The sequence below is a fragment of the Arthrobacter globiformis genome, from assembly GCF_003261175.1.
Classification (GTDB): domain Bacteria; phylum Actinomycetota; class Actinomycetes; order Actinomycetales; family Micrococcaceae; genus Arthrobacter; species Arthrobacter globiformis_A.
On the sequence record NZ_QLNP01000069.1, the window covers coordinates 32,273 to 56,938 of the forward strand.

17 protein-coding genes are annotated in these 24,666 nt (G+C 68.1%); 9 read left to right on the forward strand and 8 right to left on the reverse strand.

Going from position 1 to position 24,666, the window contains the following annotated elements; all coding sequences use genetic code 11:
• Positions 1-5: 5 nt before the first annotated feature.
• The 3 genes from DBZ45_RS09785 to bioB are packed head-to-tail and all read right to left on the reverse strand — an operon-like array spanning position 6 to position 2,736.
• Complete coding sequence (locus tag DBZ45_RS09785; protein ID WP_111903723.1) at positions 6-1,409, reverse strand: adenosylmethionine--8-amino-7-oxononanoate transaminase; 1,404 nt, start codon at positions 1,407-1,409, stop codon at positions 6-8.
• Positions 1,379-1,690, reverse strand: coding sequence for a biotin synthase auxiliary protein BsaP (gene bsaP, locus DBZ45_RS23820; RefSeq protein WP_440130513.1), 312 nt, complete (start codon positions 1,688-1,690; stop codon positions 1,379-1,381). The genes DBZ45_RS09785 and bsaP overlap by 31 nt, the downstream gene beginning before the upstream one ends.
• Positions 1,687-2,736: a biotin synthase BioB gene (bioB, locus tag DBZ45_RS09795; RefSeq protein WP_111903724.1), complete on the reverse strand. Its 1,050-nt coding sequence runs from the start codon at positions 2,734-2,736 to the stop codon at positions 1,687-1,689. Before bioB ends, bsaP begins: the two co-directional genes overlap by 4 nt.
• A 240-nt stretch (positions 2,737-2,976) precedes the next feature.
• Between bioB and DBZ45_RS09800 the strand changes: the two genes are divergently transcribed.
• From DBZ45_RS09800 to DBZ45_RS09810, 3 genes are all read left to right on the forward strand, one after another.
• Positions 2,977-4,110: an amidohydrolase family protein gene (locus DBZ45_RS09800; RefSeq protein WP_223257003.1), complete on the forward strand. Its 1,134-nt coding sequence runs from the start codon at positions 2,977-2,979 to the stop codon at positions 4,108-4,110.
• Positions 4,111-4,165: 55 nt separating this feature from the next.
• A complete protein-coding gene (locus DBZ45_RS09805) occupies positions 4,166-5,512 on the forward strand; it encodes a glutamine synthetase (RefSeq protein ID WP_111903725.1) in 1,347 nt (448 codons plus the stop codon).
• Between the two features lie 100 nt (positions 5,513-5,612).
• On the forward strand, positions 5,613-6,077 hold the full coding sequence (locus DBZ45_RS09810) for a phage tail protein (RefSeq protein WP_111903726.1): 465 nt from the start codon (positions 5,613-5,615) through the stop codon (positions 6,075-6,077).
• Positions 6,078-6,134: 57 nt separating this feature from the next.
• On the opposite strand, the gene DBZ45_RS09815 is transcribed toward DBZ45_RS09810, so the two are convergent.
• Positions 6,135-6,722 (reverse strand): HhH-GPD-type base excision DNA repair protein, encoded by a 588-nt coding sequence (locus tag DBZ45_RS09815; protein ID WP_111903727.1) that lies wholly within the window; start codon positions 6,720-6,722, stop codon positions 6,135-6,137.
• A gap of 67 nt (positions 6,723-6,789) precedes the next feature.
• Between DBZ45_RS09815 and DBZ45_RS09820 the strand changes: the two genes are divergently transcribed.
• Positions 6,790-7,728 (forward strand): 5'-3' exonuclease, encoded by a 939-nt coding sequence (locus DBZ45_RS09820; RefSeq protein WP_190243072.1) that lies wholly within the window; start codon positions 6,790-6,792, stop codon positions 7,726-7,728.
• 21 nt (positions 7,729-7,749) lie between these two features.
• On the opposite strand, the gene DBZ45_RS09825 is transcribed toward DBZ45_RS09820, so the two are convergent.
• A complete protein-coding gene (locus tag DBZ45_RS09825; protein WP_111903729.1) occupies positions 7,750-9,906 on the reverse strand; it encodes an amylo-alpha-1,6-glucosidase in 2,157 nt (718 codons plus the stop codon).
• A gap of 194 nt (positions 9,907-10,100) precedes the next feature.
• Between DBZ45_RS09825 and DBZ45_RS09830 the strand changes: the two genes are divergently transcribed.
• On the forward strand, positions 10,101-11,342 hold the full coding sequence (locus DBZ45_RS09830) for an MFS transporter (protein WP_111903742.1): 1,242 nt from the start codon (positions 10,101-10,103) through the stop codon (positions 11,340-11,342).
• Between the two features lie 84 nt (positions 11,343-11,426).
• Positions 11,427-13,253, forward strand: a complete 1,827-nt coding sequence (gene ggt / locus DBZ45_RS09835; RefSeq protein ID WP_111903730.1) for a gamma-glutamyltransferase — start codon at positions 11,427-11,429, stop codon at positions 13,251-13,253.
• 65 nt (positions 13,254-13,318) lie between these two features.
• Here the strand turns inward: ggt and DBZ45_RS09840 are convergent, their stop codons facing one another.
• Complete coding sequence (locus tag DBZ45_RS09840; protein WP_111903731.1) at positions 13,319-13,957, reverse strand: hypothetical protein; 639 nt, start codon at positions 13,955-13,957, stop codon at positions 13,319-13,321.
• Positions 13,958-14,145: 188 nt separating this feature from the next.
• Here DBZ45_RS09840 and DBZ45_RS09845 point away from each other — a divergent pair, with 188 nt between their 5' ends.
• Both DBZ45_RS09845 and hrpB read left to right on the forward strand, forming a co-directional pair.
• A complete protein-coding gene (locus DBZ45_RS09845; protein WP_111903732.1) occupies positions 14,146-15,735 on the forward strand; it encodes an HNH endonuclease signature motif containing protein in 1,590 nt (529 codons plus the stop codon).
• A gap of 114 nt (positions 15,736-15,849) precedes the next feature.
• Positions 15,850-18,606, forward strand: a complete 2,757-nt coding sequence (gene hrpB / locus DBZ45_RS09850; protein WP_111903733.1) for an ATP-dependent helicase HrpB — start codon at positions 15,850-15,852, stop codon at positions 18,604-18,606.
• A 32-nt stretch (positions 18,607-18,638) separates the two neighbouring features.
• Here the strand turns inward: hrpB and DBZ45_RS09855 are convergent, their stop codons facing one another.
• Both DBZ45_RS09855 and DBZ45_RS09860 read right to left on the reverse strand, forming a co-directional pair.
• Positions 18,639-19,670 (reverse strand): glycosyltransferase family 4 protein, encoded by a 1,032-nt coding sequence (locus tag DBZ45_RS09855; RefSeq protein WP_111903734.1) that lies wholly within the window; start codon positions 19,668-19,670, stop codon positions 18,639-18,641.
• Positions 19,671-19,761: 91 nt separating this feature from the next.
• On the reverse strand, positions 19,762-21,891 hold the full coding sequence (locus DBZ45_RS09860) for an amylo-alpha-1,6-glucosidase (RefSeq protein WP_111903735.1): 2,130 nt from the start codon (positions 21,889-21,891) through the stop codon (positions 19,762-19,764).
• A 250-nt stretch (positions 21,892-22,141) separates the two neighbouring features.
• Between DBZ45_RS09860 and DBZ45_RS09865 the strand changes: the two genes are divergently transcribed.
• Complete coding sequence (locus tag DBZ45_RS09865; RefSeq protein ID WP_111903743.1) at positions 22,142-24,322, forward strand: elongation factor G-like protein EF-G2; 2,181 nt, start codon at positions 22,142-22,144, stop codon at positions 24,320-24,322.
• The last annotated feature ends 344 nt before the right edge of the window (positions 24,323-24,666 follow it).

Consider the following 24,666-nt stretch of genomic DNA (forward strand, 5'->3'; position numbering starts at 1 on the left):
GCCGCTCATGAGGCACTCCCGGAGTGGGCGGGAACCCGTCCATGGATACCGGCTTCATGAACTTCGGCGACGGCTGCGGTCATTCCAGCCGTGATTTGTGCGGTGTCCGCCGCGGTGCTGATGTACGGCGGCATGGTGTAGACAAGGTTCCGGAACGGGCGGACCCAGACGCCGTGGCGGATGGCTGCCGCGGTGACGGCGGTGACGTCGACGGCGTCGTGCAGCTCGATGACCCCGACGGCGCCAATGGTCCGCACTTCCCGGACGGCCGACAGTTCCCGGGAAGGTGCCAGCCCCAACGCGAGGTCAGCGCCGATCCGGGCGACGTCGGCCCGCCAGCGGCCGGTCCCGATAATGCCAAGGCTGGCGTTGGCGACGGCACATGCCAGCGGGTTGCCCATGAAGGTAGGGCCGTGGAGCAGGGCACCGGCCTGGCCGCCGGAGACTGCTGCAGCCACCTCGGCGGTGCAGAGCATGGCGGCGAGGGTCAGGTACCCGCCGGTCAGGGCCTTGCCCACGCACATGATGTCGGGCACCACGCCGGCGTGATCGGCCGCGAACAGCTCGCCGGTGCGGCCAAAGCCGGTGGCGATCTCGTCGAAGATGAGCAGCAGACCGTGCCGGTCCGCGACTTCCCGGAGTGCTGTCAGGCATTCGGCCGGGTACGCGTGCATCCCGCCGGCGCCCTGCAGCACGGGCTCGACGACGATCGCGGCCAGTTCCGCGGCGTGCGTGGCCGCCAGGCCCGCCACGTCGGATGCCCACGCCTGGACAATCTCCGGGGTTGCCGAAGCCGCCGCCGGAGGGCGGGGCGCAAAGAGGTTGCCGGCGAGCAGCCCGGGGAAGGCCGAGTGCATGCCGTCCACGGGATCGCACACCCCCATGGCCGCGAACGTGTCGCCGTGGTAGCCGCCGCGGAGGCTGAGGAACCGCTGCCGCCGCGGGTGGCCGGCCGCGGTCTGGAACTGCACCGCCAGCTTGAGCGCAACCTCGACGGCGACCGAGCCCGAGTCCGCGAGGAACACCCGCTCCAGCCCGGACCGGCCGGGGGCGCCCGGGGCCATGGCCACCAGGCGCTCGGCCAGTTCCACGGCCGGGGCATGGGTCAGCCCGCCGAACATGACATGGCTGAACTTCGCCAGCTGCTCTTTGGCGGCGGCATCGAGCACCGGGTTGCGGTAGCCATGGATCACGGACCACCACGAGGACATCGCGTCGATCACCTCGTGGCGGGTGCCGTCTTCGCTGCGGAGCCGCAGCCGCACGCCGTCGGCCGCCTCAACCTCCCACAGCGGAAGGCCGGGGGATGCCGGCGCGTAGGGGTGCCACAGCCGTGCGCGGTCCCGCTGGATGAGGTCAGTCTGCTCCGAATCCGGCGTCACGGGACCAGCACCCCGTGGCGGGAACATTCCGCTGACCAGCCCAGCGGCGTGACCTGGACCTTCATCCGGCGCCGGCAGGCGGCGCAGTAACGCGGCGGTTCCATTGCAAGGCGTGCGCCGCACTCCCGGTGGGCGGACGACGGCGGCCCGTCGCCGCCGTCGTACGGCTCACCACAGTGGCCGCAATAGGCGGCCCCGCTGGTTGAGCCTGGGGCCACGACCGCCGGGTTCCCTGGCCTAGCCTGCGAGGTTAGGGGGCGGTTGGGGATCGGAACCCCGCTGGTTGAGCCCGTCGAAACCCCGGTCATAGCGTCTTCTGGAGTTCCTTGATGGGCATGTTCAGCTCGACCAGCAGGTTGAGGTCGGCCGTAGCTGGCCGGCCAAGCGTGGTGAGGTAGTTGCCGACGATCACGGCGTTGATGCCGCCGAGCAGCCCGTTCCGTGTACCGAGGTCGCCGAGGGTGAGCTCGCGGCCGCCGGCATAGCGCAGCACCGTCCGGGGCATGGCGAGCCGGAAGGCGGCGATGGCGCGCAGGGCGTCCTTGCCGTCCATGATGCCCTGGTTTTCGAGCGGGGTTCCGGGGCGGGGGTTGAGGAAGTTCAGCGGCACCTCGTGGGGTTCGAGGGCGGCGAGCTGGGCTGCAAGTTCCGCGCGCTGTTCAAGCGTTTCGCCCATGCCGATCAGGGCGCCGCAGCACAGTTCCATGCCGGCTGCCTTGACCATGTTGCAGGTTTCGAGGCGTTCCTCGTAGCTGTGCGTGGTGACCACTTCGGGGAAGTAGCTGCGCGCCGTTTCCAGGTTGTGGTTGTAGCGGTGCACGCCCCATTCGGCGAGCTGGTCTACCTGGCGCTGGGTGAGCATCCCGAGCGAGCAGGCGATGTTGATGTCCACGGCTTCGTTGATGCGGTCGATCGCGAACTTGATCTGGTTCATCAGCTTGATGTCGGGGCCGCGGACGGCGGCGACGATGCAGAACTCTGTGGCTCCGGTGGCGGCGGTTTCCTTGGCGGCTTTGACGAGTTCGGGAATGTCGAGCCACACGCCGCGGACGGGGGAGTCGAACAGGCCGGACTGGCTGCAGAAGTGGCAGTCCTCGGGGCAGCCGCCGGTCTTGATGGAGATGATGCCCTCCACTTCGACGTCCTCGCCGCAATGCCTGACCCTGACCTCGTGGGCCAGCTGGAGTGCCGCGGGCAGGGCCTCGTCCGGAAGGCGGAGTACTTCCTCAAGCTGCTCCTGGGTGAGCCCGATGCCGTCCTCGAGGACCTGCTGCCTGGCGGTTTCGAGGATGGGGAAAATGGCCGGGATGGTCGCGTGGCTTGTGGCTTCGCTCGCGTCTGCCTGAATCGTCATTGATGGGTCCTTTGCGTGTGATGGCTGCGGATATTCCTCCGAACCGACGCTAATTCCCCACGGAGGGCAAGATTTTGTGGGGTCCCGACAAGCAGGTCAGCGGGACATTAGTCGGGTCCCACTGTGTTTCTCTGCTTGGTGCCATGCCAGCGCTGATCGACTGGGCACCGCGTCGCCCTCCGTGACATCGGATACATACTCAATCTAAGGTGGGGCGAACAAGAACAGTTGAGGGCGACCATGACTGACGCGAACGGCCGCAGGATTGACCTGCCCCTGATCGACCACCACTGCCATGGAGTCGTCGAGACCGAACTGAGCGATGACGGGTTTGGGAGCCTGGCCACCGAATCCGACTGGCCCGCACCGGAAGGCACGGACGGCCTCGATTCGCCCTTCGGCCTGGCCTTACGGCGTTTCTGTGCCCCAATCCTCGGACTCGAGCCACTTGCGCCACTTGATGAATACCTTGCGCGGCGCAGGAGCATTGGCGCCGCAGAAGCTAACCGCCTGCTGCTTCGCAGCACAGGCACGTCCGACTATCTTCTCGACACGGGCATACGGGATACCCGCCTGCTGGGGCCCGCTGCCATGGCGGCGCGCGCTGAAGCCCGTAGCCGCGAGATCGTCCGCATCGAGAGGGTCGCCGAGGACCTTGCGGCGGAGTCCACGGCAGCCGGCTTCGTTGCGAAACTCCCGGCGACGCTGACCGCCAGAAGCCGCGAGGCGGTGGGGCTGAAATCCATCATCGCCTACCGTCATGGCTTCGACATTCCCGCCGAACGGCCATCCGGACGTGAAGTCCTCAAAGCCGCTGACGAATGGTTCCATACAGCGGAGAGAACCGGGACCTTCCGAGTGACGGACCCGGTCTTGCTGAGGTTCGGGCTCTGGTCCGGGATCGATGCAGGCCTTCCCATGCAGCTCCACACGGGATACGGCGACGGCGACATTGAGCTGTTCCGGGCTGATCCATCCCGGCTCACCCCGTTCTTCCACGCCACCAGAACACTGGGCGTCGATTTCATGCTGCTGCATTGCTACCCCTTTATCAGGGAAGCGGGAATCCTGGCCCAGGTCTTCCCGCACGTCTACCTGGACACGGGCCTGGTATCGCATTACCTGGGCCCGAGTGCCGGCACGGCGATCCGCCAGGCGATGGAGATCGCACCGTTTAGCAAGGTTCTGTACTCGTCGGACTCGTATGGCCTTGCCGAGCACTACGCCGTCAGCGCCGCCAGCTGGAGAACGGAGTTCGCGGCCCTCGTGGACGAATGGATTGCCTCGGGCTGGGCAACAGCTAAGGACGCCGAGAGAATTGCCACGATGGTGGCCTCGAAAAACGCCGAGCGTGTCTATAACCTGAGCGCCTAAGCGAACCTGAGCGCCTCAGTCCAGCGCCGGTCGCCCGGACGACGGAAGGAAAGCCGTGACTTCAAATCCCAAGGCAGACTTGGATCTCCAGCAAGTCAGGGCTCTTGTCATCTCCCACCTGGACAACGCGGGTGTGTCACGGGTGAAGGTTTTGCCGGGACCGCAGGTCGAGGGCGCCTTCCACCATGGTTGCGGCGTCTCAGTCAGCGTCGGTGTCCTGCTGGCCGCTGACGACCACGTCACCCGGTCGTCCGGGATCGATCCCATAGTCGGTGACCTGCGCGGAATACCGGACCGCTCGGCAGTTGCGGTCATCGACAAGGCAAGCGGCCTCGCCTGGGCGCCGGCTGACCTGGTGGACATGCAGGGTGTCCCGTTTCCAACCTGCCAGCGGACGGCACTCAAACGAGTGGCAGCCGACTGGTCAACGGCCGGGCTGGAGGTGTCGGTAGGCTTCGAGCTGGAGTTCACCGTGTTCAGCGGTACCCGGGATGCGCCTGTCCTGGCGCACGGTGGTCCCGGCTACAGTGCGGCCGCATTCCTGCAACTGGAAGCGTGGCATCTGGACGTGCTTGCAGCGCTGCTGGATGCCGGCGTTCCGGTGGAACAGATCCACCCCGAGTATGGCCGGGGCCAGGTGGAAATCGCCCTGGCCCCGAGAAGCCCGGTCCAGGCCGTGGATGATTACCTTCTCGCCCGGTTCATCGTCGCCCGGGTTTCCTACCGGCATGGATTGTGCGTTTCCTACTCGCCAATGGCGGACTCCAAAACTGCGACCAACGGCTGCCACATCCATTTCTCCGCGAGAAACGGGGACGGCAACGTCTTCCACGACGCTGCAGCCGCCACGCAGATGAGCAAGGAAGGCGAGAGCATGATCGCGGGCGTGCTAGGCAGGCTGGCCGAAAGCTCGGCATTGCTGGGCGGAAGCGCCTTGAGCCTGGCCCGGCTACAACCAGAACAATGGGCGGGCAGTTTTATTTGCTGGGGCACCGGCAACCGCGAGGCTGCCGTCCGCTTCGTGCCGGGGCTGAGGGGCGACGAGGACGGGCAATCGAACGTCGAAGTGAAATGCTGCGACGGATCCGCCAACCAGTACCTTGCCGTAGCAGCCATTCTCGCCGCCGCGATGGAGGGCTACAGGAATCAGCTGAAACTGCCTGCGGAGGTCACCGTCGATCCTGCGACATTGAGCGAGGCGGAGAGGGAGCGATTGGATATCCGGCCGTTTGCGGCCGACATGTTTATGGCCCTGGACGATCTGGAGGGCAGCAGCTTTCTCCGCTCAGCTTTGGGCCATGAATTGCTGGACGCCTATGTTGCAGTGCGGCGCGGCGAAGCAGAGCGGTTTGCCAGGCTTGACCGCGAGGCTGTGGTCGCTGCCCTCCGCTGGCGCTACTGACTCCAGCGCTACTGAAACTAATCGATCAGGAATCGAGAAGCCGGGCTGCAGCGCCGGACACTAGGGTGGGGAGTGCGATGAATCATGATCAGGAGGGCGCATGCCATACACCGTAGACTTCCAGAACGTATCCACCGTCGGCGTGGAATCGTCCCCAGTGGCGGAGCGGCTGGCAGGCCTGCGTGCCAACGAGGCACGCTATTACAAGAACAAGTACGACCACGCTTTCACGGTCAGCCCCGCCAGTGAGGCGCCGGAAACGCTCGATTGGATCAACCGCATCCTCTCCGAAGAGCGCAACATCGTCATCTCGTCCCGTCCGCTCGAGGTTACCTCCTTCGAGGTGGACGGTTTCCGGATGGCGTATGTGTTCTACGAATCCGGCCTCTCAATCAACGTGATGTACGGGATCGAGGACGGAGCCAAGCGAGCAGTGGGCTTCAAGCTCTCACAAGGCATGGAAGTTCCCGAGGAACTAGCCTCAAACTTCAAGTTCGCGCGGCAAAAGTCGAAGCTGGCCGGCGAGATCCGCGGCTCCTATTTCGTGATCAAGGGCCAGTACTAAGCCTGTAACGCCAAGGCGACCGGCCGCCGTCGTACTTGCCCCGGTTCGGCCTGACGGCTACTCGGCGGCTGGCGCCTTCGTTGCCTTGGCAGCGGCCTTGGCTGCCTGCTTGCTGGCGCGCACCTTCGTCAGCGACTCAGGGTCCACGATGTCCGCGACCGAGAGGTACGAACCCTCCTCGCCATAGTGGCCGGCGGCCTCGCGCCAGCCCGGCGCCTCGAGTCCGCGCTGCTTGCCGAGCAGCGCCAGGAAGATCTTGGCCTTCTGCTCGCCGAATCCCGGCAGGGCCTTCAACCTGCGCAGAACTTCCTTGCCGTCGGGTTCGTCCCGGGTCCAGATGGCCGTTGCGTCGCCGTTCCACTCGCTCTGCACGGCCTCGGCGAGCGCCTGGACGCGGCCGGCCATGGATCCGGGGAAGCGGTGGACTGCCGGGCGCTCCTTGAACACCTCAACGAAGCCTGCCGGGTCATGTTCCGCGATGACGGCAGGACTGATGGACCCGATGCGCGTGCGGATCTTTTCGGGTCCGGCGAACGCCGACTCCATGGTCACCTGCTGGTCCAGCAGCATGCCGGTGAGCAGCGCGAAAGCGTCATCGCTCAGCAGTTTGTCGGCGTCTGGGTCGCCGGTGATGTGCAGTTCCATGCGCCCATCCTCCCACTTCCGGCCCGTGTCACAGGCACCGGGCGGTGAATCCATGTCAGGATCAGTCATGGTCAACCGCCTGATGCTGCTGGATACCGCCTCCCTGTACTTCCGCGCCTTTTATGGCCTGCCCGACACCATCCGCCGGGCCGACGGAACGCCGGTGAACGCCGTCCGCGGCCTGCTGGACATGATTGCGCGGCTCACCACGGACTACGGCGCCACACATCTGGTGGCCTGCTGGGATGACGACTGGCGCCCGCAGTGGCGGGTGGACCTCATCCCGACCTACAAGTCCCACCGGGTCGCCGAGGTGAGGCAGGCTGCCCCGGACGTGGAGGTGGTGCCGGACGCGCTTGAGGCGCAGATCCCGCTGATCCGCCATGTGCTGGCCCTCGCCGGCATCGCCGTCGTGGGCGCTCCGGAGCACGAGGCCGACGACGTCGTGGGCACCTACGCCAGCCACGCCAGCCTTCCGGTCGACGTGGTGACGGGGGACCGGGACCTCTTCCAGCTGGTCGACGATGCCCGGCAGGTGCGCGTGATCTACACCGCCCGGGGCATGAAAAACCTCGAAGTCCTGACCGACGCCGTCGTGGTCGGGAAGTACCGCGTGCTCCCCGAGCAGTACGCCGACTACGCCACCCTCCGCGGCGATGCGTCGGACGGGCTGCCGGGCGTGGCGGGCATCGGCGAGAAAATCGCCGCGGCGCTCCTCCTGGAACATGGAACGCTCGACGGGCTGCTCGCCGCGGCGGCGGATCCCGGAGGCGGGGTGTCCGCCTCGGTGCGGTCCAAGCTCGCCGCCGCCGCGGACTATCTCAAGGTGGCCCCCGCCGTCGTCAACGTGGTGCGCAACCTGGAGCTGCCCTCCCTTGAGGTGGCGGGTGCGGAACTGCATGCCGTCCGGGATGAGGCGCGGGAAGAACTCGAACGGCTCGCCACCGAGTGGAACCTGGGCGGCTCCGTGCACCGGCTGCTGCAGGCGCTGGACCGCCGCGCCTAGCCTACTTACCCAGACCGACTCCTACTTTCCAAGCCCGGCTTCCGCCAGCAGCTCCGTCAGCCATGGCCGGTGTTCGCGGTGGAAGATCAGTCCTTCCGGCAGACCCTGCACGGACGGCTCGGAACCCGTGATGTCGATGGTGATCCGGCCGCCGCCCATGGGAGCGTTGGTGATGTGCAGGTCGCCGTAGGATTCGGGCAGCACCGGGTCTATCCACATGCCGCCCCGGGACACATGCGCGTCGTACCGCATCAGGCTGGTCACCAGCATGATCGGCGTGGTGGCCGCCCATGCCTGCGGGGAGCACGCCGTCGGATACGGCACAGGTTCGGTGACCTGGTCCCGGCTGAAGCCGCAGAACAGTTCCGGTAGGCGTCCGTCGGTGTACTCGGCGGCTTCCAGCAATGCCGAAGCGATCCGCTGTGCTTCCTCCACGAAGCCGTAGCGCAACAGGCCTGCTGCGATGATGGCATTGTCGTGGGGCCAGACCGAGCCGTTGTGGTAGCTGGCCGGGTTGTAGGCGCCCATGTCGGTGGCCAGGGTCCGGACGCCCCAGCCGCTGAACATCTCGGGGGACATCAGCCGCTCAGCTACCAGCGGCAGCTTGTCCTCATCCACAATGCCGTGCCACAGGCACTGCCCCATGTTGGAAGTGCACGCGTCCACCGGCCGCTTGTTGCGGTCCAGTGCGACGGCGTAATAGCCGCGGTCCGGCAGCCAGAACTGCTCGTTGAACTTCTTCTTCAGCTCCGCCGCCTCTTCGGTGAGCCGCGCCGCCAAAGGCGCGTCGCCGGCGTCGTACGCCATCCATGCCCTGGACAGAAGCGCGCTGTAGACCAGGGCCTGGACTTCGCAGAGCGCGATGGGGGGCTCGGCCAGCGTCCCGTCCGCGAAGTTGATGCCGTCCCACGAATCCTTCCAGCCCTGGTTGATGAGGCCCTGGTCGTTGAGGCGCTCGTACTCGACGAACCCGTCGCCGTCCTTGTCGCCGTAATTCCGTACCCAGTCCAGAGCGCGGTCGGCATGGGGCAGCAGCGCTGCAATCGTGTCCTTGGCGAAGCCCCAGCGGCTCACCGAACCGAGCGCCATCACGAACTGCGGGGTGGCATCGACGCTGCCGTAGTAGGCGGATTTGCCGCCCAGCGCCAGCCCGCTTGAGATGCCGAGCCTGACCTCATGCAGGATCTTCCCGGGCTCCTCCTCGCTCATGACGTCCACCACCTTGCCCTGCCGGTCGGCCAGCGTCTGCAGGGTGCCCAGCGCCAGGGACGGATCCACCGGCAGCGCCATTTCCGAGGCCCACAGCGAGTCCCGGCCGAACAGCGTCATGAACCACGGTGCACCGGCGGCCACCACGATGCGCTCCGGATGTGCGGGATCCTCGATGCGGAGCGCGCCCAGGTCGTCATAGCTTCGCCGCAGGGTCCGCTCGATGGAACGGTTTCCCATGTGCAGCTTGGGAATCTTGGCCACCCATTCCTGCCGGCGGCGGTCGCTCGGGGATACGTCACCGGGCGCGGGACGGATTAACGACGACGGCGGGACCCCGCCGCCGTTGGCGGCAGGCGCGACGCTCACCCGAGAGCTCCAGGCACCGCGCGGCGGGACCACCGTCCGGAAGGTCAGGGAATCGGCGGTGACCTCGGCGCCATGTGCGTTGACGACGACGCTCTTAACGAGGTCCTGCCAGCCCGCCTTGATCACCAGTGCGTCGCCGTCAGGCTGCCGGGATTCTTCCCAGCGCCGCTGGACACGGGCCTCCTTCACCTCAAAAAGATCGGCAAAATCCGATTCAACGCTGAGTGAAACGATGCACTCGGTCTCCTTCGAGGAGTAGTTCCGAATGGTGATCTCCTCGCGGATGCCGGCACCGACCTCCCGCAGGCGCTCCACGATGAGAGGACTGTCCGCGTAGCCGTCAGAGCGGGGAACGCGGCCAATAAACAGCGCCCGGTAAGGCTCCTTGGTCTCCGCTGTCAGCGCCTCCAGGGGCAGGCCGTTCACGGACAGGTTCCAGCGGGAGAGAATGCGGGTGTCCTCATGGAAGACGCCATGCGGATGCTCCGGGTGGATATCCCCGTTCGCCGAGGAGATACAGAAGGACGACCCCTCCACCAGGGTGACCGTGCCCGACCCCACTGGTCCGGCAGCCGTATCAGCGTTCCAGCCAGCAGCCATTCCCGCCTCCTTCGACGGCCCAGGGGGAGGCGGCGCTGTGCGGACCGGAGCCGCACTGCCTTTCGCCTCCTACTCCGCTGGGCACGACGCTACGCCCGAACGCCGCCCGATAAAAGGGTCTCTGGCAGCCCCCGGCGAAGACGACGAGAATGGGTTCCGTGCCCCAACTCCGCGCCGGGACGGACAGCGAGGCGATGAACCCGGCGGCCCGCAAGGTGCAGCGCATATACCTGACGCTGACACTCGGCAATACCCTTGCGGCGTCGTTCATTTGGGGCATCAACACGCTGTTTCTGCTCGACGCGGGTCTCAGCAACCTTGAGGCCTTCGCCGCTAACGCCTTCTTCACCGCCGGGATGGTGCTGTTCGAGGTGCCCACCGGCGTGGTGGCCGACGGCTGGGGGCGGCGCGTTTCCTTCCTGCTCGGCACCGCTACCCTGTCCGTTTCGACGCTCCTCTACTACCTGCTGTGGCAACTTTCCGCGCCGTTCTGGTGGTGGGCAGTGGTGTCCGTGCTGCTTGGTCTGGGTTTCACCTTCTTCTCCGGCGCCGTGGAGGCGTGGCTCGTGGACGCGCTGCACTTCTCCGGCTACGACGGTGCGCTGGAGACGGTATTCGGGCGCGGCCAGGTGGTGTCCGGCACCGCCATGCTCATCGGGTCGGTGGCAGGCGGCGTCATTGCCCAGGCCACCGACCTCGGGGTGCCGTTCCTGCTGCGGGTGGGTGTGCTGTTGGCCATGTTCGGGGTGGCCCTCTGGCTCATGCACGACGTCGGCTTCACCCCCGAACGCTCCGCGCGTCCCCTTCAGGCGACGCGCGCAGTCCTTTCAGCGTCCATCGAGAACGGCCTGAAAAATCCGCCCGTGCGTTACGTGATGCTGTCCGCGCCGTTCACGGCCGGCGTCGGGATCTATGTCTTCTACGCCCTGCAGCCGTACCTGCTTGAGCTGTTCGGCGACCGCAGCGCGTACGCCATCGCAGGTTTGGCCGCGGCCATCGTGGCAGGGGCCGAGGTCCTCGGCGGCTGGCTGGCGCCGCGCTTCCGGCGCCTGGTCCGCAAACGCACTACGGTGCTGATCCTCAGCGGGTCCGGGAGCGCGCTGATCCTGGTGGCGCTCGGCTTCACCCGTGAATTCTGGGTGGCCCTCGTGCTACTGGCCGTCTGGGCGCTGGTGGCGGAGGTCGGGACCCCGGTGGGGCAGGCCTACCTCAACGACATGATCGACTCCAGGCAGCGGGCCACGGTACTCAGCTTCGCCTCGCTTATGGGTTCAAGCGGCGGCGTGGTGGTGCAGCCGGTGCTCGGCCGGACCGCCGATGTCTACGGCTACCCGGCATCGGTGGCGCTCAGCGGCGTCATCCAGCTGCTCGCCGTGCCGTTCCTCTACGCCAGCCGGCGGCAGCGCGCCGCGGCAGATGAAGCACACGGCCGATGAATGTTTGGGCCGTTGAGTGTCTTTCCACTGCGGAGTAGCGTGACAGTACCGTCAACCCGCATTTACTCACACCCGGGAGCGACCATGCCACACCTAAAAAGCCGAGTAGCTGCCGTCACCACGGCCTTGGCGGTGAGCGTGACGGCGGGCGCCGTCACCACTCCCGCTTTTGCCGATGAGCGGGTGACCGAAAAGACCGCGACGGCCACCGGATACGGCGGCGCGGTGAGCACCGTGGACCCGGAGGCTTCCGCCGCGGCCATCGACATCCTCCGCAGGGGAGGCAACGCTGCGGACGCCGCGGTGGCGGCAGCGGCCACCCTCGGCGTAACCGAGCCGTACAGTGCCGGGGTCGGCGGCGGCGGGTACTTCCTCTTCTACAGCGCCCGCACCGGGCGTGTGGGTACCATCGATGGCCGCGAGACGGCACCGGCGGCCATGCCGCATAACGCCTTCATCGACCCGAAGACGGGCAAGCCTTACAACTTCACCCCCGAGCTGGTCACCAGCGGCGTGTCGGTGGGTGTTCCCGGCACGCCGGCCACGTGGGAGCGCGCGCTGGACCGGTGGGGTACCAAGGACCTCGACGACGTCCTCGAGCCGGCCATCGAGGTTGCGGACCGCGGGTTTGTGGTGGACGGTACCTTCCGGCAGCAGACCCTGGACAACAAGCCCCGCTTCAAGGCGTTCACCTCAACCAGCAAGCTCTTCCTCCCCGGCGGTGACGCACCCGCCGTCGGCAGTATTTTCAAGAACCCGGACCTTGCTGCAACCTATCGGCTGCTCGCGGACAAGGGAACACGCGGCTTCTACCACGGGGCGCTCGCAAAGGAGATAGCGTCAACCGTCCAGGCTCCGCCCAAGACCAAGACCACCAAGCTGCCTATTCCTGTAGGCCACCTGACAACGGCGGACCTCGCCAAGTACCGCGCGCTGGACCAGTCGCCCACCCACGTGGAATACCGCGGCCTCGATGTCTACGGCATGGCCCCGTCGAGCAGCGGCGGTACCACCGTGGGCGAGGCGCTGAACATCCTTGAGCCGTTCAACCTTTCCGGAATGTCCAAACCCAATGCGCTGCACCACTACCTCGAGGCCAGCGCGCTCGCCTTCGCTGACCGCGGCAAGTACGTGGGCGACCCCGCGTTCGTCGATGTTCCCACCAGTCGCCTGACGGACCCGTTGTTCGGCAAGGAACGCTCCTGCGCGATTGATCCGAAGAAGGCGGCCGTGAAGCCGGTGGCCCCTGGTGACGTGGCAAATTACGACGGCGCGTGCCCGGCCGCCGCGGCGGCGCCCGCCAGCGAGAAGGACACCGAGAACATCTCCACCACCAACATGACCGTCGCGGACAAGTGGGGCAACGTCGTCGAGTACACCCTCACCATCGAGCAGACCGGCGGGTCGGGCATCGTGGTGCCCGGCCGCGGGTTCCTGCTGAACAACGAGTTGACCGACTTCTCCACGGTGTACGACCCGAAGGACCCGAACCGGATTGAGCCCGGCAAACGGCCCCGGTCCTCGATGTCGCCGACGATTATCCTCGAGGACGGCGACCCTTTCCTGGCCCTCGGCTCGCCCGGCGGCTCGACGATCATCACCACCGTCCTGCAGACCATCCTGAACAGGGTGGACCTGGGGATGAACATCTCCGCTGCCATCGCGGCTCCGCGGGCGGCGCAAAGGAACGCGGCCAAGGTTACGGCCGAGCCGGCGTTCATCAAGGCGTATGAAAGCCAGCTGAAGCCGTTCGGCCACGAGTTCACCCCGTCCGGTGACGCGTTCACTTCGGCAGCGGAGATCGGCGCGGCCACCGCCATCGAGTTCAAGTCCGGCGGACGCATGGTCGCCGCGGCCGAGCCGGCCAGGCGCGGGGGAGGCTCCGCCATGGTGGTCAAACCAGCCAGATGAGACCCGCCGTCGTTCTCGGGTAAGCCAGCCCCCGCCTACGGCGAGCCATTACGTCAGGCGAGGCGTTAAGAAGTGCTGTCGCCAGGGCCCGGCAGCAACTGCCCGTTCCTGATCTGCGACGGGCCGAACTCCACCGTGAGCGGACGGATTTCCCAGGAGCCTCTACGTTCCCGTGAACGGCCGTTCTCTGGGTTGCCCTGCCCGGAATGCTCCTGTGGCTTCGGCTTGCCCACGGCAACGTGGGGCCGCCACCGCGGATACCTGTAGCCCAGGGCACGGGAACTGAGGATGAAGTCATCGGGGTTATCCACCAGCAGGTCATCCAGCAGCTCGTGGAGGGCCTGGACGAGGGAGACCTGAAAGTCCCGCACGCCCTGGGGCACGTCCACATCGAGACCGGACACCCTGCCGCCGCCCAGCAGAACCAGTCGCTCGGCCGTTCCGGAAAAGCCCTCCAGCACGGGAAGGGCGCGCAGCCAGTCCGCAGTCTTGACGGCGGCAGCGGCAGGATCCGTGGCGCCCTTGGTCCAGTCGGCAACGTCGGCCGCGAAGTCCTCCAGGATGCCGATGTGGAGCAGGGTCATGTGCAAGCCCTGCGGTCTGCGCAGCCCATCCGCGTAGGCGGCGAGCTGTTCGTAGTCCGCGGGTTTGGCTCCGACGGCGAGCACGGGAACCTCAACTGTGATGCGCGGAAGCCTCAGCATCCGGACCTCCCCGTCCTGGTTACCGTCGGAATTCTTCGCCTGCGGATGTTGTCATTATGCGCCTTCCAAGCTGGCCGAAGTTTTTCCGATGTTCGGCTCCCGTTCCGGTTAATAGCTTTATCAACTCGGCCCGCTTGTGGTGCTCTGTCCAGCCCCTTATTGTCGGAGCCCCCTGTCATGCTGTGGGTATGGATAGCGCGGCAGTTGCGGAGACGTTGGAGGCCATCGGTGCCTCCGCTCTTGCGCTGGCTGCTGAGCTCCGCCGGGTGGCTGATCCGGGCCGGGCCGGCGCGGATTTGCTGCCGGATGTGGTGGATCCGCTGGGGGATCTGGCGGATGCGTGCCTGGACGGTCTGGCTGGTGTGGCCAGGATGGAGGCGCGGCTGGCGGCGGTGAAGGTGAACCTGGTCGCCGGTTACGCGGAGGCGGAGGAGGCCATGACTCCGCCTGGTGCGTCCGTGCAGGACCGCACCGTACGGCGGATGTCCGTGACGGCGGAGGTTGCTGGCGCGCTGACTGTGAGTGAGGGGTCGGCGGCACGGTTTCTGGAGGAATCGGCGAGGCTGACCAGGGATCTGCCGTTGGTGCTGGGCGCCCTTCAGGCAGGGACTCTGTCGTGGCAGCATGTGCGCATTATGTGTGATGAAACCGACGGGCTGGCACCTGAAGCGGCCGCGGCGTTGGAGGCGCATTTCCTGGACCCAAATGTGCCGGGGTACGCGCGGGGTTGCCCGGCAGGGGAGCTGACACCGGGCCGGTTCCGGGCGAAGGCGCGGTATTGGCGGGAACGGCATCATCCGGTCAGCATCGAAAAACGCCACGCGAAGAGTGTGAAGGACCGGCGGCTGGAGTATGCCCCGGACCGGGACGGCATGGCGTGGTTCTCGGCGTATCTGCCGGCGGACCAGGCGGCGGGGATCTGGAACCGCACCACCGTCGCCGCCCGCGCCCTGCAGGGCCCCACCGAAACCCGGACCCTGACGCAGCTCCGCGTCGACGCCTTCGCCACGTGGCTCCTCAGTCCGGTGCCGGGAGTGGAAGGCGCGACCGAAGGCCGGCCCGCGGATATCCTGCCCGCGGACTCTACGCGGGCAGGTGATGCGCTGGCTGGTGAGGTGCCGGCCCCGCGGGCGCAGGTGCTGGTCACGGTTCCGGTGTTCTCGCTGCTCGGCCTGTCCGAGGAGCCGGCCATGCTGGACGGGCACGGTCCCATCCCCGCCAGCATGGCCCGCCGGCTGGTTGACGACGGCGCGACGTCATTCCTCCGGGTGCTTATCGACCCGCGGGACGGGGCGCCGTTGGAGATCGGACGCACCAGCTACCGCCTAAGGAAACCGATGCGCCAATGGCTGCGGCTCCGCGACGCCAAGTGCACGTTCCCGAGCTGCAGCAACCACTCACTGGACAACGACGCCGACCACATCCTGGCCTGGGCTGACGGCGGCGGCACAGGCGTCGCCAACCTCGGCCAACCCTGCCCGAAACACCACCGGCTGAAACACGCCACGGCCTGGCAACCGGTCGGCGCTACCCGGGACGCGCCGCCCGGCTGGATCTCGCCGACGGGCCGGTCCTACCAGGCCGAGTACCAGGACTGGGAACCACCCACCTGGCCAGAACCACCACCCGCCCAAGATTCACGGGAACTGCCGGACTGGCAGGATTCCGACGGATTCGTCGACCCGGATGATTTCGTCGACCCCGACGATTTCGACATCTCGGGTTCACCACTGCCGGTGGATCCGTGGCCCGACTGGGCAGCATACATAGCTGCTTAGGAAGCCGCGTGCCGCAAACAGCGCGGGCAGGATCCGAGGGCTGGTGGTCGCCTGCCGGAGCACGACGGCGCACGCGTCCCTGGTGCCGCCCCTACCGACCGGCACAATGGAGGGGTGACTTCCGCACCCCTCCCGCAAGATGCCCCACAGGACGCCCTGGCACGTTCCGCCCCGTTCAGCCTGCAGGCCATAGGCTCCGGGCTTGTCTTTGCGGAGTCGCTGGCGGAGCTGGCCGGCGTGCTCCAAAAGCAGGGTGACGGCGGAGCAGCGGTGGTCCAGGCCCCGCCCGGCACCGGCAAAACGACACTGGTGCCTCCGCTGGTCGCCAACCTGGCACAGGCCGCCGCCAAGGATGGGAAGCCGCGCATCGTGGTGACACAACCGCGCCGGGTCGCCGCCCGGTCTGCGGCCCGGCGCCTCGCTTCACTCGACGGGACGAAGCTGGGAGACAGGGTGGGGTACACCGTCCGAGGCGAACGGCAGGCCGGTCCCGGCACCCTGATCGAGTTCGTGACCCCCGGCATTCTGCTGCGCCGCCTGCTGGCTGACCCGGGCCTCGACGGCACGGCTGCGGTGATCCTCGATGAGGTGCACGAACGCGGCCTGGAAACCGATCTGCTGCTGGGCCTGCTCGCCGAGGTGCGCCAGCTGCGCGGCGACCTCATGCTTGTTGCCATGTCCGCCACCCTGGATGCGCCGCGGTTCGCGGCGCTGCTCGGTGCGGATCCCGGCGGAGAGCAAATCGAGGAGGCCGACGGCGGCGGGCTGGCTCCCGTCGTCGACTGCCCCTCCGCGCTGCACCCGCTGGAAACGGCATGGGCGCCCGCCCCGGTGGCGCGGCTGGACAGTCGCGGCGTGACGCGCGCCTTCCTCGAGCATGTGGCGGACACCGCCGCTGCGTCCCACGCGGAAGCCCTTGCCTCGGACGCCGGCACCGACGCCCTGGTATTCCTGCCGGGCGCGTGGGAGGTGTCCCATGTGGCCGCACGCCTCCGCACCCGGGTGGGTCCCGGCGTCGAAATTCTGGAACTGCACGGCCAGGTCAGCCCCTCGGCCCAGGACCGTGCCGTGTCCGGGCGCCAGCCGGGGGATCCCGCCCGGATCATCGTGTCCACGGGACTTGCCGAGTCGTCGCTGACGGTGCCCGGCGTCCGGCTGGTGGTCGACGCCGGCCTGTCGCGCGAACCGCGCCGCGACGCCGGCCGCGGCATGACCGGCCTGGTCACAGTCTCCTGCTCCCGGGCGTCCGCGGAGCAGCGCGCCGGACGTGCAGCGCGGCAGGGGCCGGGGAAGGTGGTCCGCTGCTATGACCAGAAGACCCTCGGCGCTGCGCCTGCGCACCAGACGCCTGAGATCGCCGTGTCCGACCTGACGGGCGCCGCCCTGATCCTGGCTTGCTGGGGCGCACCGGGCGGCCGTGGGCTGGCCCTTCCTGACACCCCACCGCAGGCAGCGATGGGCGACGCCGTCGAGGTGCTGCGCGAGCTGGGCGCTGTGGCGGAGGACGGCCACGCCACGGATTTGGGCAAAGCCCTGGCGCGCATCCCGGCCGATCCGCGCCTGGGACGCGCCCTCCTGGTCGGGTCGGCGCTACTGGGAGGAGGTTCCGCCGGCAGAGCCGGTTCCGGGGGTGCCGGTTCCGGAACTGCCGCGGAGGTGGTGGCCGCCGTCGCAGGGGACCAGCGCGCAAACGGAGCGGACCTGCCCCGGCTGGTGTCGGCGCTTCGCTCCGGCAAGGACCCCGCCTCCAAGCGGTGGGCCGAGGAGGCGCGGCGGCTGGACACCCTGGCACGCCAGGCGGGGACCGTCGTCGGGCTTCCCTCCGTCGATGTGCCGGTGCTCGCCCTGCCAGTGCTCGCCGTGCCAGCGGGGACCGCCGAACAGATCGGACTGGTGGTGGCCCTGGCGTTCCCGGACCGGGTGGCCCGCCGGGTCCCCGGGGACGGGCCGGAGCGCTACCTGCTGGCCTCCGGCACCCGGGCCGGCCTTCCCGCCGGCAGCCCGCTTGCGGGTCACGAATGGCTGGCGGTGGCCGAGGTTGCGCGGACGGACGGGCGGGATGCAGCCGGGACCGGCGCGGTGATCCGCTCTGCCGCACCGCTGACGACGGACGCAGCCGAGGCCGCCGCGGCTCACCTGCTGCTCGACTCGGTGGAGGCAACGTTCAGCCAGGGCCGGGTGACGGCCCGCCGGGAGCGGCGGCTGGGCGCCATCTCGCTCTCCTCCACGCCCGTGCGGGCTTCCGCCGGGGAGGCGCGCGCCGCCGTCGCCCGGGCGCTGGAGGAACAGGGGCTGGGAGCCATCGGATGGTCGGCGGCGGCCGACGGACTGCGCCGCCGTCTCGCCCTGCTGCACCGGGAACTGGGTGATCCCTGGCCGGACATGTCCGAACTGGCCTTGCTGTCCCGGCTGGATGACTGGCTCGGTCCGGAGCTGGAGGCGCTGGCCGGTGGCGCCGCTACCTCCGGCATCGACCTGACGGATCCCCTGAGGCGGCTGCTGCCGTGGCCCGACGCCGCCCGCCTCGGCGAGCTCGCTCCGGAATCCCTGGAGGTGCCTAGCGGCTCCCGCGTCCGGATTGACTATCCGGCGCCCGGGGACGACCGCGGCAGGCCGGTAGTCGCCGTCAAACTCCAGGAATGCTTCGGCTGGGACCGGACGCCGCGGCTCGCCGGCGGACGGGTGGCGGTGCAGTTCCATCTGCTGTCGCCGGCCCGGCGGCCGCTGGCCGTGACGGACGACCTCGCCTCCTTCTGGTCCGGGCCCTACGCGCAGGTCCGCGCCGAGATGCGGGGCCGCTATCCGAAGCACCCCTGGCCCGAGGACCCCTGGACCGCGACGGCGACCGCACGAACCAACCCCCGGAAGTGAGGACCGGCGAGGGTCATGGCGAGCGGAAGCGACTACCGGGCCGAGGTCACAGCGGTCAGCCGGGCGTAGAGGGCCAGATGGGCGTCGACCATGCGCTCGGTGCTGAACCGCTCTTCGGCCTGGGTCCGGACCGTCCTGCGGTCCAGGTCCGCAGCGCGCACCAGGAGGCGGGCCAGGTCCTCCGGCGCCTCGGCCAGGTAGCCGCTGAGGCCGTCGTCAACAATCTCGGGCGCCGACCCCAGGGGTGTGGCCACGACCGGGGTGCCGGTGGCCATCGCCTCGATCATCACCAGCCCGAACGGTTCCATCCACTGGATGGGATTGAGCAGGGCGATCGCTTCGCCCAGCAGCTTGTATTTCTCCGCGCCGCCCACTTCGCCCAGGAACTCCACGTCCGGGCCCTCCAGCGGCCCCACCACGTCGTGGTAATACTGCATTTCGGCAGGTTCCCGCATCTTTGCGGCGATCCGGAGCGGAACCCCGGCCAGTTGGGCCACCTGGATGGCTTCGACGACGCCTTTGTCGGGGCACATCCGGCCAAGGAAACACGCGTAGCCGCCCTGCCCGTGCCCCACTGGAACCGCGGCCACCTCCATGCCGTGGGGGATGACGGCCGCGACCCGGTCTGCCAGCACGCTGCTGACCTGGCTCTTGGAGATGGCGATCAGGGTCGTGTCCCGGGCTGCTGCGCCATAAACAGCGGCGAACGACGGGGTGAGTTCGCTGTGAATTGTGGTCACCACCGGCAGCCCCTCGGGACGTCCGCGGTAGAGCGGACCTGCGAGCGTGTGGTCATGCACCAGGTCCACGGTGCCGTCCATGCCGGCATACGCGTTGATGACGTGGCTGAGTTCCGAGGAGGTGAATCCAACGAGGTCGGGTTCGGAGGAGCGCATCCCGGGGAGCCGATCCACGGGGCAGGTACTGTCCGCGGTGGCGGCAAGCAGCACCTCATGGCCCGCCCTGGAAAATCCCCTGGCCAGGGCGTCGACCACCAGTTCGATGCCTCCGTACCCAGCCGGGGGAATCGGATACCAAGGCCCCGCAATCAAACCGATACGCATCCGCAGCTCCCTTGTCCGGATCTACTGTGACCGTCTAACTACTGAGACCATTCAGTTGTAGGCGCACCGGAGTTGCGGTGCGGTGTGTTCCTTAAGGTGCCATCAGCCGCTCCAGCGGCGGCCGGGGTGCGTGCAGCACTGTCGTGCCCTGCGGCAGGCCGTCAATGGATCCCTCGCTGCCGGCGGCGCTAATAGTGATCCGGGAATGGTCCATTTGCACGTTGTCCGCGCGGAAGCTGCCGAACTCCGCCGGCAGCACCGGTGCCAGGCAGACCTCCGCACGCGGAAGCAGGGGATCAAAGCGCAGAAGGGTCCGCATCAGGTGCACGGGCGCGGCCGAAGCCCAGGCCTGCGGTGAACACGACGTGGGGAACGGCACAGGATCAGGGAAATCATCCCGGGAGAATCCGCAGAAGAGTTCCGGCAGCCGCCCGTCGAACTGTTCCGCCGCGTCGAACAGGCCCGTGGCGATTTGCGTGGCCTCCTCGACGAACCCGTACCGCATCAGTCCGGCAGCCACCAGCGCGGTGTCGTGCGGCCACACCGAACCGTTGTGGTAGCTGACAGGGTTGTAGGCACCCATGTCCGAGGCGAGCGTCCGGATTCCCCAGCCCGTGAACATCTCCGGCGACATCAGCCGCTTGGCCACCAGGGGTGCCTTGTCCGCGTCCACGATCCCCACCCAGAGGCAATGGCCCATGTTGGAGGTGCAGGCATCCACCGGACGCTTGTCCTTGTCCAGGGCCACGGCAAAGTATCCCCGCTCCGGGAGCCAGAACTTCTCGTTGAACTCGGCCTTGATATCAGCAGCCCGGCGGTTCCATTTGGCCGCGGTCTCCTCGTCGCCCAGCTGCTGCGCGAGCAGCGCGCGTCCGAGGTAGGCACTGTAGACGTACCCCTGCACTTCACACAGGGCGATGGGGGCCTCCGCCAACGTGCCGTCGGCGAAGTTGATCCCGTCCCAGGAGTCCTTCCAGCCCTGGTTCAGCAGGCCGTGCTCGTTGGCGCGCTGGTACTCCACGAAACCGTCGCCGTCGCGGTCCCCGTAGTGCTCCACCCATTCCAGGGCCCGGTCAGCATGGGGCAGGAGCGAGTCCAGCAGGTCGCCCGCCAGGCCCCAGCGCCCCAGCTCCGCCAGCAGTGTCACGAACAGAGGCGTCGCGTCCGCGGTGCCGTAGTACGCCTGGCTGCCGCCGAGCGCGAGTCCGGCGGTGACCCCCAGCCGCACCTCGTGCAGGATCCTGCCTGGTTCCTCCTCGGTGTCCGGATCAACCTTCTGGCCCTGCAGGGAGGCGAGGGTCTGCAGGGTCCCGGCCGCCAGCTTCGGGTCCACCGGCAGCGCCATGTAGGAGGACAGGATGGAGTCCCTGCCGAACAGGGCCATGAACCACGGGGCCCCTGCGGCGACGGCTGCCCGCTCCGGGTGGTCGGGATCGAAGATCCGGAGGGCGCCCAGGTCCTCCTGGCTGCGGGTCAGCACCTTCTCCACGTTCTTGTCCGTCACCGTCAGCCGGGGAACGTGTTCCTCCCAAGCGGCGTAGCGCTGGGCGCCCACGTGCGGAGCCGACTCATGCGTGAACGGCTGCTCCGGCCCGGCGCCGTCAACCAGCGGGGTGGTGAACACGCTGGCCGTCCACACGCCGCGGGGGGCCAGTTCGGCGTCGAACATCAGGGCATCCTCGGTGACCGTGGCGCCGTGGGCGCTGATGATCACGCCGCGGTGGACGCCATTGCGCATTGCGTCAATCTGCAGGGCGTCGGCCCGGACCTGCCGGCTGTGTTCGGCGGAAGGCACCACCTTTCCGCCTTTGACGTCGAACAGGTCGCTCAAGTCCGCGTCCACTTTGATCTGGATGCGGCAGGCCAGCGGCTGTTCCGAGTAGTTGTGGATTTTGATGTCGTCACGCAGACCGGGCCCGACCTGGCGGCTGTGCTCCACCACCAGCGGGCTCTCCACCGCCCCGTTGGCCCCGCGGGGCCTGCCGACGAACACCGCGCGGTAGGGTTCGCGGGTCTGGCCGGACAGCGGTTCCAGCGGAACGCCGTCGACCGTCAGCTGCCAGCGGGACAGAATCCGGGTGTCCTGGTAGAAAGCGCCCTGCGGCTGGCCGGGAAACACGTCCCCGCTCTCGGCGGAGATGCAGAAGGAGGAGCCTTCCACCACGGTGACCGCCGTCAGGCCGGATGATCCTGCACCGATATTTTCATTCCACGCACTCATCGACCGCTCCCTGGCGACTAGTCGGATGGCATGGGCCGGCCGTGCGGCCACGGTATCCATCGTCCCCCTACCGGCAGGACGCCGCAACGGTTATTACGTAGCGCCCGGTGCCGGCCCCGGAGAGCCGCGCCGCCGCGCCGTCGGACTGGCCTTGGGGGGCAGGGACCCCTTGCTGATCAGCAGCTTTAGGTGTCGAATCGTCTTACCAAGGCCGCTTGGCGGCTCACGACTAGCACGCCGGGAGATGGTCATGTCGGTAAAGGGCACAAACGGCCGGGGCAAGGGTCCGGGCCGCGGCAGTTCCGATCTCCGGCGGGCGGACGCGTCGGCCGGAGCGCCGGTGGACAAGCCTGAGGGCATCCGCAATGTCGCGCTGGTGGGACACTCCGGAGCCGGCAAGACCATGCTGCTCGAGGCCCTGCTCGCCGCCTCCGGGACCATCCCGCGGATGGGTTCCATCGTTGACGGCAACACAGTCAGCGATGCGGAGCCGTCCGAGATCCACCAGCAGCGCTCCGTGGTGCTTTCTGTGGCACCCCTGATTTACGACGGCGTCAAGGTGAACCTGCTGGACACACCGGGCTACGGGGACTTCACCGGCGAATTGCGGGCGGGACTGCGCGCTGCGGACGCGGCGCTGTTCGTGGTGTCGGCCGTGGACGGCATCGACGCCGCCACCACCGCGCTGTGGGCGGAGTGCGCCCAGCTGGACACGCCCCGGGCGGTGGTGATCAGCCGGCTGGACCACCCGCGGGCGAACTTCGACGCGGCCCTGGCCGCCTGCCAGAGCGCCTTTGGCCAGTCGGCGGTGCCCGCCTACCTGCCGGTCCTCGGGGACGGCGGCGCCACGGGACTGCTGGGGCTGCTGTCCGGGCAGGTTTCGGAGTACGACGGCGAGTCCCCGGCACCCGCGGTCCGGGACGCCACTGCGGATGAACTCGCATCCGTGGAATCGGCGCGCGGCACGCTGATCGAGGGCATCATCTCCGAGAGCGAGGACGAGTCGCTCATGGACCGCTACCTCGGAGGTAAGGATATCGACGCCGACGTCCTGGTGGGCGACCTCGAAACGGCTGTGGCGCGCGGATCGTTCTTTCCCGTCCTTCCAACCTCGGCCGAAAAAGGCGTGGGGATCGCCGAGCTGCTGGACATGCTGACCCGGGCATTCCCGACACCGCTGGAGGGTGCCGTGCCGGACGTGACGGACCTCGCCGGGGAACCGGCGGGTCCGCTGTCCTGTGACCCGGACGGGCCGCTGGCCGGTGAGGTGGTGCGCACCACCATGGACCCGTTCCTGGGTCGGGTCTGCCTGGTGCGGGTCTTTTCCGGTACGCTGCGCGAGGATTCGGCAGTGCACGTCAGCGGCCGCGGCCTGGCCGAACGGGGCCACGAGGACCACGACAGCGACGAGCGCCTGACCCACCTCTACTCCCCAATGGGGGCAAACCTGAAGCCGGTGCCGTTCGCGGTGGCGGGCGACATCTGCGCCATCACCAAACTTGGCAGCGCCGAGACCGGCGATACTGTGTCCGCGAAGGACGCTCCGCTGCTCATCACCGCCTGGGACATGCCGGAGCCGCTCATGCCGGTCGCCGTCGAGGCCGCCACCCGCAGCGACGAGGACGCCCTCGCCAAGAGCCTGGGCAAGGTGGCCGCCGGCGACCCGACGCTCCGGGTGGAGCGCAACTCGGAAACCCACCAGCTGATCCTGTGGTGCATGGGCGAGGCCCACGGCGAGGTGGTCCTGGACCGGCTGCGGGACCAGGGCGTGAAGCTGCAGACCGTGCCCGTGGTGACACCGCTGCGAGAGACCTTCGCCGCGCCCGCTGTTGGGCACGGGCGCTACGTCAAGCAGTCCGGCGGCCACGGCCAGTACGCCATCTGTGACATTGAGGTGGAGGCGCTCGAACGCGGGGCTGGCTTCGAGTTCGTGGACAAGACCGTGGGCGGGGTGGTGCCGAACCAGTTCATCGGCTCGGTGGAGAAGGGTGTGCGGTCGCAGATGCAGAAGGGTGTCTCGGCCGGCTTCCCGGTGGTGGACATCCGGGTGACCCTCGTGGGCGGCAAGGCCCACAGCGTCGACTCCTCGGACGCCGCCTTCCAGTCCGCCGGTGCGCTGGCCCTCCGCGAGGCCGCAGCCGCCGGCCGCATCCAGCTGCTGGAGCCCGTTTCCGCCGTCACCATCAGCATCCCGGATGAGTACGTGGGAGCCGTCATGAGCGACCTGTCGTCCCGCCGTGGCCGGCTCACGGGCACGACGTCGTCCGGCGGGGACGCCACGGAGGTCACCGCCGAGGTCCCGGACGGGGAACTCCTCCGGTATGCGGTGCAGCTGCGGGCGCTGACCGCCGGCACGGGCCGGTTCCGCCGCAGCTACCTGCGGCACGAACCCGTCCCGGGCAACGTGGCACCGGCGGCGGCGCACGCCTAGGCGTAGATGGCTGTTCCCCAAGCCTGCGTGTATCCAAGGCAACCACGCCTCGTGGGCTCAAGGTATCTAGTCGCTGGAATGCCACTGGCGAGGTGGCCGAGCCACGGCGTATCGCTCACCACTGTAGAAGAGATGTGCATCAGAACAACGACCGGCAAACCCAGAAAGTCACGCGCACCAACTGAACCCGGTGCCGCTGGCGGACATTCGGCCGGTCGGGGAGTCGCGTTGCAGTCCGGTGGCAGTGGTGGACATTCGGCCGGTCGGGGAGTCGCGTTGCAGTCCGGTGGCAGTGGTGGACATTCGGCCGGTCGGGGAGTCGCGTTGCAGTCCGGTGGCAGTGG